The 15,022-nt window shown below is 50.9% G+C and carries 15 protein-coding genes and 1 rRNA gene; all 16 read left to right on the top strand.

Features of this window, described 5'->3' with window-relative positions; all coding sequences use genetic code 11:
• The first annotated feature begins 13 nt into the window (after positions 1–13).
• The gene (gene nadB, locus C557_RS0119490) at positions 14–1,630 is read left to right on the top strand and encodes an L-aspartate oxidase (RefSeq protein ID WP_018753553.1); all 1,617 of its coding nucleotides are present in this window, start codon (positions 14–16) and stop codon (positions 1,628–1,630) included.
• Complete coding sequence (gene nadC / locus C557_RS0119495; RefSeq protein WP_018753554.1) at positions 1,620–2,486, top strand: carboxylating nicotinate-nucleotide diphosphorylase; 867 nt, start codon at positions 1,620–1,622, stop codon at positions 2,484–2,486. The genes nadB and nadC overlap by 11 nt, the downstream gene beginning before the upstream one ends.
• Before the next feature lie 7 nt (positions 2,487–2,493).
• On the top strand, positions 2,494–3,258 hold the full coding sequence (locus tag C557_RS0119500) for a type III pantothenate kinase (RefSeq protein ID WP_018753555.1): 765 nt from the start codon (positions 2,494–2,496) through the stop codon (positions 3,256–3,258).
• Between the two features lie 32 nt (positions 3,259–3,290).
• Positions 3,291–4,190 (top strand): Hsp33 family molecular chaperone HslO, encoded by a 900-nt coding sequence (gene hslO / locus C557_RS0119505; RefSeq protein WP_026263582.1) that lies wholly within the window; start codon positions 3,291–3,293, stop codon positions 4,188–4,190.
• Between the two features lie 169 nt (positions 4,191–4,359).
• Positions 4,360–5,298 (top strand): cysteine synthase A, encoded by a 939-nt coding sequence (gene cysK / locus C557_RS0119510; protein WP_018753557.1) that lies wholly within the window; start codon positions 4,360–4,362, stop codon positions 5,296–5,298.
• 468 nt (positions 5,299–5,766) lie between these two features.
• The gene (locus C557_RS0119515; protein WP_018753558.1) at positions 5,767–7,338 is read left to right on the top strand and encodes a chorismate-binding protein; all 1,572 of its coding nucleotides are present in this window, start codon (positions 5,767–5,769) and stop codon (positions 7,336–7,338) included.
• Positions 7,339–7,344: 6 nt separating this feature from the next.
• The gene (pabA, locus tag C557_RS0119520) at positions 7,345–7,926 is read left to right on the top strand and encodes an aminodeoxychorismate/anthranilate synthase component II (RefSeq protein ID WP_018753559.1); all 582 of its coding nucleotides are present in this window, start codon (positions 7,345–7,347) and stop codon (positions 7,924–7,926) included.
• Positions 7,923–8,882 carry an aminotransferase class IV gene (locus C557_RS0119525; protein WP_018753560.1) on the top strand — a complete coding sequence of 320 codons (960 nt, stop codon included), beginning with the start codon at positions 7,923–7,925 and terminating at the stop codon, positions 8,880–8,882. The genes pabA and C557_RS0119525 overlap by 4 nt, the downstream gene beginning before the upstream one ends.
• Positions 8,872–9,708, top strand: a complete 837-nt coding sequence (folP, locus tag C557_RS0119530) for a dihydropteroate synthase (protein WP_018753561.1) — start codon at positions 8,872–8,874, stop codon at positions 9,706–9,708. Before C557_RS0119525 ends, folP begins: the two co-directional genes overlap by 11 nt.
• Positions 9,709–9,787: 79 nt before the next feature.
• Positions 9,788–10,150: a dihydroneopterin aldolase gene (folB, locus tag C557_RS0119535; protein WP_018753562.1), complete on the top strand. Its 363-nt coding sequence runs from the start codon at positions 9,788–9,790 to the stop codon at positions 10,148–10,150.
• A 9-nt stretch (positions 10,151–10,159) separates the two neighbouring features.
• On the top strand, positions 10,160–10,708 hold the full coding sequence (folK, locus tag C557_RS0119540; RefSeq protein WP_018753563.1) for a 2-amino-4-hydroxy-6-hydroxymethyldihydropteridine diphosphokinase: 549 nt from the start codon (positions 10,160–10,162) through the stop codon (positions 10,706–10,708).
• Positions 10,660–10,863, top strand: coding sequence for a helix-turn-helix domain-containing protein (locus C557_RS24590; RefSeq protein ID WP_083930297.1), 204 nt, complete (start codon positions 10,660–10,662; stop codon positions 10,861–10,863). Before folK ends, C557_RS24590 begins: the two co-directional genes overlap by 49 nt.
• Before the next feature lie 54 nt (positions 10,864–10,917).
• On the top strand, positions 10,918–11,919 hold the full coding sequence (gene dusB / locus C557_RS0119545) for a tRNA dihydrouridine synthase DusB (RefSeq protein WP_018753564.1): 1,002 nt from the start codon (positions 10,918–10,920) through the stop codon (positions 11,917–11,919).
• A 367-nt stretch (positions 11,920–12,286) separates the two neighbouring features.
• The gene (greA, locus tag C557_RS0119550) at positions 12,287–12,763 is read left to right on the top strand and encodes a transcription elongation factor GreA (protein WP_018753565.1); all 477 of its coding nucleotides are present in this window, start codon (positions 12,287–12,289) and stop codon (positions 12,761–12,763) included.
• A 103-nt stretch (positions 12,764–12,866) separates the two neighbouring features.
• Positions 12,867–14,369 (top strand): lysine--tRNA ligase, encoded by a 1,503-nt coding sequence (lysS, locus tag C557_RS0119555; protein WP_018753566.1) that lies wholly within the window; start codon positions 12,867–12,869, stop codon positions 14,367–14,369.
• 563 nt (positions 14,370–14,932) lie between these two features.
• A 16S ribosomal RNA gene (locus C557_RS0119560) occupies positions 14,933–15,022 on the top strand; the annotation flags it as partial.

The raw sequence follows: 15,022 nt of genomic DNA on the forward strand, positions 1-15,022 counted from the left end.
TAGGTGACGAATCGTGATTCCACAATATTTGACTGATTTTGAGCTTGGCAAGCTGCCCAAAGTTGATACGGATGTTATTGTCATTGGCTCGGGCATTGCTGGCCTGTTCACAGCCATTAAGGCCAGTGAGCATCATCGTGTAATTATGATCACCAAGAAATCGCTGCTGGACAGCAACACCCGTTATGCACAAGGCGGGATTGCTGCGGTGATTTCCGAAGAGGATTCGCCCGCTTATCACCGTCAGGATACTCTGCTGGCGGGGGCGGGCCTTTGTTCCTCAACTGCGGTAGACATTCTGGCAAATGAAGGGCCTGAGGGCGTCAGAGAATTGATGGCGATGGGCACCTTATTTGATCTGGAGAATGGGGAGCTAGCGTTGACGCGGGAAGGTGCGCATAGCCACCGCCGGATATTGCATGCGAATGGCGATGCAACAGGTTATGAAATTGTACGAGCCTTATCGGCTCAGGTTGCCTCGCATCCTCATATCGAAGTGTGGGAAAATCATTATGTAATTGATTTAATGACCGAAGCTAACGAGTGTCTAGGTGCACTAGTTGAGCGACCTGACGGGCAACAATTATTCCTGCGTGCCAAGGCAACAGTTCTATGCTCCGGGGGTGCCGGACAGTTGTACCGGTATACAACCAATCCGGAGGTAGCCACCGGGGATGGCGTGGCGATTGCTTACCGAGCAGGTGCCGTAGTTCGGGACATGGAATTTATTCAATTTCACCCGACGGCCCTTTGCTACCCAGGTGCACCGAGATTTTTGATCTCCGAGGCTGTTCGCGGCGAAGGTGCTGTGCTGCGCAATATTAAAGGCGAGCGCTTTATGAGCAAATACCATGAGCTGATGGAGCTGGCTCCACGGGATATTGTGGCGCGGGCCATCGTAAGCGAGATGGAGGCTACGGGTGCAAGCATGGCGTATCTGGATATTACCCATGAAGACCCCGAATTGGTAAGGCGTCGTTTTCCGACAATCTATGAAACGTGTATGAGCTATGGGCTGGATATGACCAATGATTGGATTCCGGTCGCCCCGGCCGCGCATTATATGATGGGGGGAGTTCGGACAGGACAGCACGGGGAGACCAGTGTGAATCGCCTGTTTGCCTGCGGGGAGGTTTCGTCCACCGGAGTACACGGAGCCAACCGTCTGGCCAGCAACTCGCTATCTGAAGCAGTGGTGTTTGGAAGACGCATCATTGAACAAATTAGCCAGTTGTCGCCGTTGACTCGCACAGGGGAAGCGATCTCCTATCAGGGAGGGCGTATAGAGGATGCTCCGGTGTCCATGACGGCCAAACGGCTTGAACTGCAAAAGGTGATGGTTCGCCGGGTCGGATTGCGCCGTACGGGAGAAGAGCTTGCCAAGGCCATTCAAGAATTGGAACGGCAGATTCCGATTTTCGGCCAATCCCTTCGTACCCGGGAGCACTGGGAATACGCAAATATGCTAACTTGTGCGCTGCTATTAACCCAGTCGGCGTTGGTACGGGAAGAAAGCCGGGGTGGTCATTACCGCGAGGACTTTCCGGAGCGCGGCGACGAGAAGTGGCTCAAGCATCTTCAATGGCAGCGGGAAAAAGGAATGATGGAGGAAGTTAGCGATGATGTTTAACGGATATAATGAAGAGATAGCCCGCTGTATTCGCGGTTGGCTGCAAGAGGATGTAGGCTCCGGCGACGTCACAACCGCCGTAACGATTCCGACAGGTCACGAGTCAAAGGGGATTATTCACGCCAAACAAGATGGGGTCATTGCCGGAATGCCAGCGGCCCGTCTGGTGTTTGAAATCGTAGACCCCAGCCTTCGCTTTACACCGCTTGTGAAGGACGGTCAGCGAGTGGAGAAGGGGACCGTAATTGCCGAAGTGGAGGGCAGCACACACCGGATTTTGACCGGAGAGCGACTGGCCCTGAACTTGCTGCAACGGATGTCGGGCATTGCTACGCGTACACGTACTTTCGTGGAAGCGCTGGGGGGATTGCCAACACGGCTGGTGGATACGCGCAAGACGACTCCGGGCCACCGGATGCTGGAGAAATATGCGGTGCGTACCGGGGGCGGAGCGAATCACCGCTTCGGGTTGTATGATGCGGTGATGATTAAGGATAATCATATTAAGGGAGCTGGCGGTATTGCCCAGGCGGTCAGCCGTGCTCGCGCCGCTATTCCGCATACGATGACGATCGAAGTGGAGACGGAGAATCTGGAGCAGGTGAATGAAGCCTTGCAGGCGGGCGCTGACATTATTATGCTGGATAACATGGCGCCTGTGCTCATGAAGGAAGCGGTTCATCGAATCAAGCAAGTGGCGCCGCATGTGATCGTCGAAGCCTCCGGCAACGTATCGCTGGAGACCATTCGCGACATCGCCGAGAGTGGTGTGGATGTCATTTCCGTCGGACGGCTGACGTATTCGTTCGAGAGCCTGGATATCAGTCTGGATCTGAACGCTAAGAAGGAGGGTTAACCAGCCGATGTTCCTTGTAGTCGATGTAGGCAATACCAATATCGTATTAGGGGTGTATCGGGGCAAGGAGCTGCTCCACCATTTCCGTATCAGCACCAATCGCCAGGCGACGGTGGATGAATACGGCGTCCTGATTCATAATTTATTTGACATGGCCCGAATCCACGAAAGCGAGATTGAGGGAGTTATTATATCCTCTGTAGTCCCTCCATTGATGCATGCGCTGGAGGAGCTGTGTGTGAAATATTTGCGCCGCAAGCCGCTAATCGTAGGACCTGGCATCAAAACGGGACTTAACCTGCGTTATGAGAATCCCCGCGAGGTAGGCGCCGATCGGATTGTTAACGCCGTGGCTGCCATTGAGCAATACGGGGGACCCCTTGTTGTTGTCGACTTCGGAACGGCTACAACCTTTGATTGCATTGATGCCGAGGGCAGCTATTTGGGAGGAGCCATTGTACCGGGAATTGGAATTTCCACCGAGGCACTTTACCAACGAGCTTCCAAGCTGCCGCGTATTGAATTGGAGAAGCCAAAGAAGGTCATTGGGCGGAACACCGTGCATGCCATGCAAGCGGGTATTATTTTCGGCTATGCCGGTCAGGTGGATGGGATCGTGGAACGTATTGCCCGCGAGATGAATGCCAAACCGAAGGTAGTAGCCACGGGCGGCTTGGCTGAGCTGATTGCCAGTGAGACCCGCACGATTGAAGAGGTCAATTCTCAGCTTACGCTGGAGGGGCTTCGTCTCATTTATGAACGGAATCAATAATCGGGAAGGAGGTCCAAGCGATGGACTCTAGCATAAACAAGAAAAAGGATCGGTTGATTCGGGGGATTGCCATGGGAGGCAAGGTGCGTGCATTCGCGGTACGGACCACAGAATTGGTGGAAGAATTGCGCCGCCGTCATGATACTTATCCCACCACAACCGCAGCTTTTGGCCGCACATTATCGGCTGGCGCCATGATGGGCGCGATGCTGAAGGGTGATGAGAAGTTAACAATACAAGTCAAAGGCGATGGGCCTGTTGGGCAAATAGTCGTGGATGCCAATGCGCGTGGCGAGGTTCGAGGCTATGTTAAGAACCCTCATGTACAGTTGCCAAGCAATAGCCAGGGCAAATTGGATGTGCGCGGGGCCGTAGGGACCGAAGGCTTTATCAACGTTACCAAGGATTTAGGCTTGAAGGAGCCATACCGGGGCAGTGTCCCTTTGATCTCCGGCGAACTGGGCGAGGATTTCACTTACTATTTTGCTGTATCGGAGCAAACTCCGTCGGCGGTAGGTCTGGGCGTATTGGTGGATGTCGATAACTCCGTTATTGTCGCGGGTGGCTTTATTATTCAATTGCTGCCGGGGTTAAAGGATGAAGAAATTGATGAAATTGAGCGTGCCGTAGGCCAGCTTCCGCCAGTGACTTCATTGCTGGACCAGGGCTTGGAGCTAGAGGAAATGCTGAGATGGATATTGCCGGATGTACAGGTATTGGAGGAAATGGACATCGTCTTCTCGTGTAGCTGTTCGCGGGAAAGAGTGGAAAGCACGCTAATCAGCTTGGGCAAGCAGGAATTAATGGAATTGCGTGATGAAGGCAAAGAGGCCGAAGTGATATGTGATTTCTGTAATGAGGCTTATGTCTTCACTCCTGAGGAAATTGATAGCTTGATCGAGCAAGTAGGAAAGCCGATAAGGGAAGAGTAACACAGGATAAAAAAGTATGCTTTGCGGGTAAGGAAACCCTTGGCTGCAAAGTATTTTTTTATGACTTTTCTTGACAACTCCGATCGGGGTTGTTAAGATAATAAACAGAAAACCAACTTAATTGATCGGATATAAATGACAGCAACACATATAAGGGAGGATATTTAATATGGCCAAAGTTGTAAACAGTGTAACGGATTTGATTGGCAATACGCCGTTGGTTCGCTTGAACCGAATCGTTCCGGAGGACAGCGCGGAAATTTACGTCAAATTGGAGTATCAAAACCCCGGCTCCAGTGTTAAGGACCGGATTGCTATTAGCATTATAGAGGAGGCCGAGAAAACGGGTAAGCTGAAGGAAGGCGGCACCATTATTGAAGCTACCAGCGGCAACACGGGAATCGGTCTGGCGATGGTTGCAGCGGCCAAGGGATATAAGGCGGTTATTGTTATGCCTGAGACGATGAGTCTGGAGCGTCGCAATCTGCTGCGTGCCTATGGAGCAGAACTGGTATTGACACCGGGGTCCGAAGGGATGAACGGAGCGGTTAAGAAGGCTGAGGAGCTGCTCGCGGCTCATCCGGACTATTTTCTGGCGGACCAGTTCAGAAATCAAGCCAATGTGAAGATTCACCGTGAGACGACAGGACCTGAGATTGTAGAGGCGATTGAGTCGCTGGATGGGCGCCTGGATGCGTTTGTTGCAGGTATCGGTACAGGTGGTACGATTAGCGGTGCCGGTGAAGTATTGAAGAAGCGCTTCCCGGATGTGAAGATCTATGCGGTAGAGCCGGCAGGATCGCCTATTTTGGCGGGTGGCAAGCCAGGTCCACACAAAATTCAAGGGCTTGGAGCTAACTTTGTACCGGAGATTTTGAACCGGGAGATTTATGACGAGATCGTACATGTCGAGAATGATCAGGCCTTTGAACAAGCCCGGACTGTAGCCAAGGAAGAAGGTATTCTGTCAGGTATCTCCTCCGGCGCAGCCGTATTTGCTGCACTGAAGGTAGCTAAGGAGCTCGGCAAGGGCAAGCGCGTCGTAGCCATCATTCCAAGTAATGGCGAACGTTATCTCAGCACGCCGCTTTATAATTTCGAGGCATAAGCTAGTCAGGGCTCCCCTGAAGATTATGCCGGGTAAGCCCCGTATTTGTTCCGGAATTTCCGGAACAAATACGGGGTATTTTATTTTTTAGAGGTTTTTCAAAAGTCGTCTTCCCAGGACGGAGTTGTCCTAGGAGTATATTCGACATCGAATCTTGAATTCAGCCGGTCCAAGCGTAGGCTTCCGTAGTATGTTTCTACAGAAACTTTTTGTTGCTCACGTATCCATGCTTCCGAAGCCGTTTTCTACGAAAACGTGTAGCTCTGCTACTCAGTCCCTGGCTTTATCCAACCTTCTTGGTCCTGTAAACCCGACTTTTTGAATATGCACTGTAATATTTTCATTTTCAAACCGGGATGTCATCTAGTATACTAGCTAGCAATAGAGGCTGGCTATCAGACCGTTGAGAGAGTGGTCTGGTCTTTCTCAACATCTGAGATATACACATTTGGAGGGTTTAAGCTGCTGATGGAACAGATAACGACATGGGAGCAGTGGGAAAAGTGGGTGGAGGAAGGAACATGGACATTGCTGCCGCACGCGGTAAGCATATCCTTGCCCTCAGCGAAGTTGCCCGATGCTTGGAGCAGGGCCTGGCAGGAAGCTAGTCCGTATTCCTTTGTACTGGAGAGCGGCAAGGGCGGTCGATACACTTTTTTGGGCTTGAACCCCGTCTCCGTACTTCGGGGCAAAGGGAATACAGCGACTGTCTTTGAACTGCTGTCAGGGAAGCAAGAGGATGTGCAAGGTGAGCCCTTGAAGCTGCTGGAAGAATGGATGAAGCCATATCAATCGCCCCGGCTCCCTGGACTGCCCAAATTCAGCGGCGGAGCGGTAGGCTATTTGGGTTATGACGTCGCTCGTTCACTGGAACGCTTGCCGTCCCGGGCTCAGGATGACCTCGGTCTGGATGATTACGTGTGGATGCGCCTGGATGAGCTTTGGGTCATTGACCAGAAATTAAGCATCTTGCATTGTATCGTTTATGCTGGTTGTGAAGAGGTCTCACCATCGATAGGTAGCTGGAGACAAACGTTTCTACAAGCGGAGCAGCGAGCTATCGGGATGCTGGATCGCTGGCAGAGGATAAGCCGAGGGTGCAGTGGTGGAGAAATCGAGTCGTTTCAGTATTTGAACGAGTTTTCTTCACCAGATTCCCTAATGAGTGATGAAGCCTTGGAACAATATCGTTTAGGGGTGTCCATGTCCCGGCAGGTATTTGAAGACGCTGTGGGGCGAGTACAGGACTATATCCGTGCTGGCGATGTGTTTCAGGTCAATTTATCGCTCAGACAAGCCTTCCCCTTGCAGACTGCTCCAGAGCGGATATACGAGCAGCTTCGCCGGATGAATCCGTCCCCGTATATGGGATTGCTTCGTTTCCCTGACTTTCAGTTGGTATCTGCTTCGCCCGAACTGCTGGTGAAGGTGGAGCAAGGGTTGATCAGCACTAGGCCGATTGCTGGTACGCGCCGGCGCGGTCATACCCCGGAGGAGGACCAGCGTATGGAGGAGGAGCTCAGGAGCAATGAGAAGGAATTGGCCGAGCATATTATGCTGGTCGATTTACTCCGCAATGATATCGGCCGTGTGGCCGCCTATGGCACTGTTCGGGCAAGCGAGCTGTATGCCATTGAACGGTATTCCCATGTCATGCATCTGGTCTCTGAGGTTGAAGGACGTTTGCGGGGGGACCAGACGATCTACAATGTGATAGCTGCTGTATTTCCGGGCGGTACGATTACAGGAGCACCCAAGGTACGAACCATGGAAATTATCGAGGAATTGGAACCGGTCACTCGGGGAGCCTATACGGGTGCTATGGGATGGATTGACTACAGCGGCAATATGGAATTAAATATTATTATACGTACGCTGGTGGCTAAGGATGGTGTCGGATACGTACAAGCAGGTGCCGGCATCGTTATCGATTCCGTGCCTTATCGTGAGTTTAGAGAGTGCCATAACAAAGCCAGAGCCATTGCTCTGGCGGTTCGACATAGTGAAGGCGTGCCGGACAAAGCCCAGGACAGGAGATGAGACGAGATGATTTTGGTTATCGACAATTATGATTCTTTTACGTATAACCTGGTACAGTATTTAGGCGAGCTAGGCGAGGAAGTGACTGTCCGCCGCAATGATGAGATTGATCTTGCGGGTATTGAGGCTTTGCGGCCTGATCATATTTTAATATCACCGGGTCCATGTACGCCAAGCGAGGCGGGAATTTCCCTGGACCTAATTGAACGCTTTAAGGGAGTCATCCCCATCTTTGGTGTATGCCTTGGTCATCAGGCCATTGGTCAAGCCTTTGGTGGTCGGGTCATTCGCGCCGAGCGGCTGATGCACGGCAAGACGTCCCCAATCCTTCATCAAGGGGAATCTGTATTCGCTGGATTGCCTTCCCCCTTTACGGCGACTCGGTATCATTCCTTGATCGTGGAGCGGGACAGCTTACCCGAGTGCCTGGAGATTACCGCGGAAACCGCGGAGGGTGAGATTATGGGGTTGCGCCACAAAACCTATGCGGTGGAGGGGGTTCAGTTCCATCCCGAATCCATTATTACGGATCATGGGCATCAGATCCTGCGTAATTTTCTGAGTCGTAAGGTGGAAGCGAGAGGATGAATTATATCGGGGTGGACGGTGTTCCGACCCCAGCAGATCAAGCCGTGATCTCTGTGATGGATCACGGCTTGATGTACGGGATCGGTCTGTTCGAGACGTTCCGCACCTATGGCGGCCGCCCATTTTTGCTGGAGCGGCATATTCAGCGGCTTCAGACGGGATGCCGTACGCTTGGCATAGAATTTGCCGCCAAGCCCGAGGATATTACCGCTGAGATCATTGGGTTGTTGAGGCTGAACGGACTGAATGAGGGCTATATTCGGTATACCGTAACCGCAGGAGATGGGCCGCTGGGCTTGCCTGTAGGCAATTATGCCAAGCCGCGGATTATCATTTATGTGAAACCGCTCCCGGAGACGAGAGCGGCGCTGTATACCAAGGGCAAGCCGTTGTGGAGACTGACGACACGGCGGAATACGCCGGAGGGTGAGCTTCGCCTTAAATCACTGCATTATATGAACAGTATGCTTGCCAAGCGGGAGCTGGTACAGCTAGAGGCGATCAGACTATCCTCGGCGGTTTCTGCCACAAGTTCTTCTCGCATTCCTGCGGAGGGCTTGCAATTGACAGCGGATGATAGTCTGGCCGAGGGTGTGGTCAGCAACTTGTTTTTCGTAGAGGGACGGACACTGTATACGCCTGACATTGGGACAGGCATCCTGCCCGGGATTACGCGTGCCGTGATCCTGGAATTGGCCGCAAGGCAAGGGGTGAAAGTAGAGGAAGGCCGCTATACCTGGAGCCGTTTGTTGAATGCGGATGAAGTGTTTATGACGAACTCAATTCAGGAACTTGTGCCCATTACAGAGCTGTGGTGGACGGTAAGTGGGGCAGAACCAGAGACGGGAGAATTACTACCTCGCTCCCATATTGTGGGTGAAGGACACATCGGACCGATCACAAGCCGTTTGCTGGGAGATTATAGGGAGAAAGCGAGGGATCCTGATGCGACCTGAGTGGTATAAACGCAGCTATCGGATGGGAGAGGCGTCTCTCACGCTGGGGGAGCGCACCTTAATTATGGGAATTCTTAACGTTACCCCGGATTCTTTCTCGGATGGCGGGCGGTATAACCAGGTAGAGCATGCGTTGCAGCATGCCCGGGAAATGCTTCTAGCCGGAGCGGATATCATTGATATCGGGGGCGAGTCGACACGCCCGGGGCATGAACCGGTGACCGAGCAGGAAGAGTTGGCGCGCGTAATCCCTGTTGTAGAGAAACTCCATCGCGAGATGCCGCAGGCTCCTTTATCCGTGGATACTTATAAAGCTCAGGTAGCCGAGGAAGCACTGCGGGCCGGAGCCCATCTCATTAATGATGTGTGGGGTTTCAAGGCTGAGCCGCGCATCGCGCAGGTAGCTGCTCAGTTTGGCTGCCCGGTCATTCTCATGCACAATCGGCCGGATCGGGCTTACGGTGATTTGATGAGCGATGTTACTGCGGATTTACTGGAAAGTGTGGAATTGGCCAAAAGGGCTGGCGTGAGTGATGAGCGAATTATTTTGGACCCGGGTATTGGGTTTGCTAAAGATTATGGAGAGAACCTGGAGGTGATGGCTAACCTGGACCAATTGGCCGGGCTTGGCTTTCCATTGCTGCTAGGTACATCTCGCAAGCGGTTTATTCGCACCGCACTTGATTTGCCTGTGGATGAGGTTGTTATGGGAACGGCAGCAACCGTAGCGCTGGGTATTGCCCAAGGCTGTCAGATTGTTCGCGTCCATGATGTCAAGGAAATAAAACAGACCGCACGTATGTGCGATGCTATGCTCTACACTTAGTTAAATTACGAGAAAAATGATTCTAGAGACGCATCATTTGTTCAACTTATATTGAATGGCTGGAAAAGGGGCTGATTGTATGGATAAAATGGTGCTGCACCGCATGGAATATTACGGATACCACGGCGTATTTGAAGAGGAACGAAAGCTGGGCCAGCGGTTTTACGTAGACCTGGAATTAGAGCTTGATTTACGCGCGGCAGGGATAGATGATGATCTGTCGCAGACGGTAAATTATGCCGAAGTGCATGAACTGGTGCAAGGAATCGTCCAGAATAAAAGCTTCAAATTAATCGAAGCGTTAGCTGAGCATATTGCATCTGCTGTTTTGGACACTTATACTAGGGTAGATGCTTTAACGGTTCAGGTGACCAAACCGCATCCTCCATTTGATATTCATTTTGAGGGCGTGACTGTGAAGCTGCACCGTTCAAGAAAGTGAGAACTCTGTATGAGTACATCTTCTACCTCTGAGTTTTCAGAGGCTTATATTGCTTTGGGCGCCAATTTGGGAGACCGTGAGGCTACTTTGATGAAGGCCATCACTGCTTTGCAGGAGCATCCCGAAATCAAGGTCCTGCGAGGCTCACATTTATATGAGACCGATCCGGTAGGTTATCTGGATCAGCCTTGCTTTGTCAATATGGCGGCTGCTCTTCGGACTACGCTTGCTCCCGAGGAACTGCTATCCGTCATGCTTGATGTTGAACAGCGACTTGGTCGGGAGCGCAAAATTCGTTTCGGGCCACGAACAGTAGATCTGGACTTGCTTTGGGTTGGAGGACGGGAAATGAATACCGCCTCGCTGACCTTGCCGCATCCCCGCATGATGGAGCGTGCCTTCGTGCTGATTCCCTTATCGGATATCGTTCCGGAAGGAGAGCCTTCCGGGCTGTATGAGAATATTCATCGTGCGCTTGGCACCATTGACGGAAAGGAAGGCGTCCGGTTTTGGAAAACATACAACTGGCACAGCGCATCCGCGCTTTCCGAAAGCTAAAGGGCTACACTCAGCAGCAGTTGGCTGAGAAATCCGGTATATCGCTTGCAGTCTTGGGAGCGATAGAGCGGGGAAACCGCCGCCCGGATGATCAAATTTTAACTAAAATTTCGGATTGTTTGGGTATTCCCCTAACGGAGTTGAAGCCGGAATAGTAACGCCTGCGTTGCAGGCACAACTTGACTATAAGGTCAGAGGAGGGAACCATCTTGCTGAAGATTGGCGATATTGAAATGAAGAATCAGGTCGTGCTCGCTCCTATGGCGGGTGTCTGCAATCCGGCATTCCGCTTGATTGCCAAGGAGTTCGGGACAGGGCTGGTCTGCGCCGAGATGGTAAGCGACAAAGCGATTATCCACGGCAACAAACGTACACAGGAAATGTTGTTTGTCGATGAGCGGGAGAAGCCGCTAAGCCTGCAAATCTTTGGCGGAGACCGAAAATCGTTGGTGGAGGCGGCCAAAGTCGTCGACCAGGAGACCAATGCGGATATTATCGACATTAACATGGGTTGCCCGGTGCCGAAAGTGACAAAATGCGATGCAGGTGCACGCTGGCTGTTGGAGCCGAGTAAAATTTACGAAATGGTATCGGCTGTCGTGGATGCGGTTAGCAAGCCGGTTACCGTCAAGATGCGCATTGGCTGGGATGCAGAACATATCTACGTCGTAGACAACGCCAAGGCGGTAGAGCAGGCTGGCGGGAAGGCAGTCAGTGTGCATGGGCGGACACGTGAGCAGCTTTACACGGGTAAGGCGGACTGGGGCTACATCCGGCAAGCGAAGGAAGCCGTTTCGATTCCGGTCATCGGCAATGGTGACGTCCAGACTCCCGAGGATGCCAAGCGCATGCTGGAGGAGACAGGCTGCGATGGGGTTATGATCGGTCGGGGTGCTTTGGGGAACCCATGGATGCTTTACCGTACTGTAGAGTATTTGAAGACGGGTGAATTGCTTCCAGAGCCATCTGCGGACGAGAAGATTCGGATTGCTATCCTTCATATGGATCGGTTGGCCGCCTTGAAGGGCGAGCATGTCGCCGTTCGAGAAATGCGCAAGCATCTTGCCTGGTATCTAAAAGGTCTGAAAGGGGCTGCGCGCATCAAGGACTTAATCATGGAAGAAACCCGGCGTGATGAGATGGTGCGGATTCTTGAGACTTTTGTGGGTGACCTTGTGCTGGAGACAACGCGGGATGAGGTATCGGCCTGACATGAACTGAATAGGGGGGCTCTTGTTTTCTAGGAGTCCTCCCTTTTTCATAAAACGTTTACATATGCAATTTCCGGTGTCATTGACATTTGAGACCCGTTCACCTATAATTTCACAATATAAATTCGCCTCAGAGGTCGACTTTCCTATTCGCGTTGGTCTGACCGTCACAACATCGCGCATATGATATATACAATGAATCATCATGCAAAACGTCCATTGCTGCCGGAGGCGAGCGCTTCCAAGCACCTGAGCGGCAGTGGAAGGCAAAGGAACATTCCTGAGGGAGAGTTCATTTCCAGGAAGGTTTTCGGGTGCCGCACGCACCGTGCGAAAATTTTTTTCCATGACAGGAGAATCGGTTGAGATGAGTGATAAAGAAGTTATCCTTACCCAGGACGGTCTGAAGAGACTGGAAGAAGAATTGGAAAATCTGAAATCTGTGAAGCGCCGCGAGGTAGCCGAACGGATCAAAGTAGCTATCGGCTATGGGGATATCAGTGAAAACTCGGAATACGAGGATGCCAAAAACGAGCAGGCCTTCATTGAAGGTCGTATCATTACCCTGGAGAAAATGCTGCGTAATGCTCGTATCATTAACAACGATGAAATCGACACAGACACGGTAAGCATCGGCTCCATTGTGACGGTTGAGGATTTGGAGTTCGGCGACACTATGGAGTATGCGATTGTTGGAACAGCGGAATCTGATCCGATGCAGAACAAGATCTCCAATGAAAGTCCGGTGGGCAAAGCGATTCTTGGTAAGAAAAAAGGCGCTGTGGTGGATGTAACGGTTCCCGCTGGCGTGATTCAATATAAAATTGTAGACATTAAGAAGTAAGCCGGAATTAGCGCTTGAAAGAAGCTTCCACCGCGGAAGCTTCTTTCACTGTTTCTTTTGTTTGTGGACCTAATAAAGCAGTAATAAGGAGTGGAGCAAGGCTATGAGCGAGGAAATGAACAACAACGAAGAAGTTGTGGAGATTAGCGAACTGCTGCAAATTCGCCGCGCCAAATTGGACGAGTTGCGTGGACTTGGCATCGATCCTTTCGGTAAAAAGTATGAGCGTACCGATATGTCAGGAGAAATTCTTGCCAAGTATGACAGCTTGTCTAAAGAGGAATTGGAAGAGAAGGCTGTGAAGGTATCCATCGCAGGACGCCTAATGGCTAAACGCACCATGGGTAAAGCCAGCTTTGGGCATGTACAGGACTTATCCGGGAAAATTCAAATCTATGTCCGCAAAGACAGTATCCCTGAAACGAAATATGAAGCTTTCAGTATTTTGGATTTAGGGGACATCGTTGGGGTGACGGGGGAGGTATTCAAGACCAAGACCGGAGAAACGACCATTAAGGTGCTGGATTTGGAAGTGTTGTCGAAATCCCTTTACCCGTTGCCGGACAAGTATCATGGCCTGAAGGATGTTGAACTGCGTTATCGTCAGCGTTATGTGGACTTGATCGTAAATCCCGAAGTACAGCAGACCTTCATTAAGCGCTCCCGCATTATCCAATCGATGCGCCGTTATCTGGACTCGCTGGGTTACCTGGAGGTAGAAACGCCAACTCTCCATAATATTGCCGGGGGAGCAGCAGCTCGTCCGTTCATTACGCACCACAATGCACTGGACATGCAGTTGTACATGCGTATTGCAATCGAGCTTCATTTGAAACGCCTGATTGTCGGCGGGTTGGAGAAGGTTTATGAGATCGGACGCGTCTACCGCAACGAGGGTATTTCCACGCGCCATAATCCGGAATTTACAATGATTGAGCTTTATGAGGCTTATGCTGACTATAAGGATATCATGGCTTTAACGGAAAATATGATCGCTCACATTGCTCAAGAAGTGCTGGGTACTCAGGTGGTTAATTACCAAGGCCATGAGGTTAATCTGAAGCCAGAGTGGCGGCGTGTTTCAATGGTGGATGCGGTGAAGGAAGTAACCGGCGTTGATTTCGGCGTGCAAATGAGTGATGAGGAAGCACATCGTCTGGCAAAAGAGCATAAGGTTCCGGTAGAGCCGCACATGACCTTTGGCCACATTTTAAATGCTTTCTTCGAGCAGTTTGTAGAAGAAACGTTGATTCAGCCTACCTTTGTATATGGACATCCGGTCGAAATTTCGCCGTTGGCTAAGAAAAATGAAGCTGATCCACGCTTTACGGACCGTTTTGAGTTGTTTATTGTGGCCCGTGAGCATGCCAATGCCTTTACAGAACTGAACGACCCTATTGACCAGCGTCAACGTTTTGAAGCGCAATTGTTAGAACGGGAGCATGGTAATGACGAAGCACATGAAATGGACGAGGATTTTGTCCGGTCTTTGGAATATGGTATGCCGCCAACTGGTGGGCTGGGTATCGGGGTAGACCGTCTGGTCATGCTTCTGACAGATGCAGCTTCCATTCGCGACGTTCTGCTATTCCCGCATATGCGCTAAGTAGGAACGTATGTTGCCTTTTCTCTATAAAGGATAAGCTCTTATTGTAAAAAGTTGAGTGGATATCCCTTCACAGGGGTTGATAAGTTTTTATGGCAGTGTAGGGTGTTGTCCCTGCACTGCCTTTTGTTTTTGGGAATTGGGCTTTCTCAAGGACTGGTGGGCAAAATGATTTCGTGGAAGACTGAGGTTTGCTGCCAAAAAGCCGAGTTAGAGACTACAGGTTGGTTCGTTCTAGTGAGTGGTTTCTACATCGTTTTAATTTATTGAAATTATATGGTTTAGTAAAATGCTAAATAAATGGGTTGCGCACATCCGAAAAAGATGGTATATTATAAATCCGGTCGTTAACTGGACAGTATTATTGCAGTCGCTAGGAAATACGACAAAAAATAATGCTTGCCAAAGAGCGTCGGACATGATATATTATAAAAGTTGCCGCTGAAACGCGGCGATGAAGAAAAAACAAGTTGATCTTTGAAAACTGAACAACGAGTGAGTAAGAAATAAAGAGAACGAAAGTTCTCGTCAGCAAGTTTACATGAGCAAGTCAAACAACACCTTTATTGGAGAGTTTGATCCTGGCTCAGGACGAACGCTGGCGGCGTGCCTAATACATGCAAGTCGAGCGGAGTGATTGGGGAGCTTGCTCC

Source organism: Paenibacillus sanguinis 2301083 = DSM 16941 (genome assembly GCF_000374825.1).
Taxonomy (GTDB): domain Bacteria; phylum Bacillota; class Bacilli; order Paenibacillales; family Paenibacillaceae; genus Fontibacillus; species Fontibacillus sanguinis.

Bases quoted from the DNA above. Each gene is read 5' to 3' on its own strand.
- nadC (WP_018753554.1), top strand. From the start codon at position 1,620: ATGATGTTTAACGGATATAATGAAGAGATAGCCCGCTGTATTCGCGGT.
- C557_RS0119500 (WP_018753555.1), top strand. From the start codon at position 2,494: ATGTTCCTTGTAGTCGATGTAGGCAATACCAATATCGTATTAGGGGTG.
- cysK (WP_018753557.1), top strand. From the start codon at position 4,360: ATGGCCAAAGTTGTAAACAGTGTAACGGATTTGATTGGCAATACGCCG.
- C557_RS0119515 (WP_018753558.1), top strand. From the start codon at position 5,767: ATGGAACAGATAACGACATGGGAGCAGTGGGAAAAGTGGGTGGAGGAA.
- pabA (WP_018753559.1), top strand. From the start codon at position 7,345: ATGATTTTGGTTATCGACAATTATGATTCTTTTACGTATAACCTGGTA.
- C557_RS0119525 (WP_018753560.1), top strand. From the start codon at position 7,923: ATGAATTATATCGGGGTGGACGGTGTTCCGACCCCAGCAGATCAAGCC.
- folP (WP_018753561.1), top strand. From the start codon at position 8,872: ATGCGACCTGAGTGGTATAAACGCAGCTATCGGATGGGAGAGGCGTCT.
- folB (WP_018753562.1), top strand. From the start codon at position 9,788: ATGGATAAAATGGTGCTGCACCGCATGGAATATTACGGATACCACGGC.
- folK (WP_018753563.1), top strand. From the start codon at position 10,160: ATGAGTACATCTTCTACCTCTGAGTTTTCAGAGGCTTATATTGCTTTG.
- greA (WP_018753565.1), top strand. From the start codon at position 12,287: ATGAGTGATAAAGAAGTTATCCTTACCCAGGACGGTCTGAAGAGACTG.
- lysS (WP_018753566.1), top strand. From the start codon at position 12,867: ATGAGCGAGGAAATGAACAACAACGAAGAAGTTGTGGAGATTAGCGAA.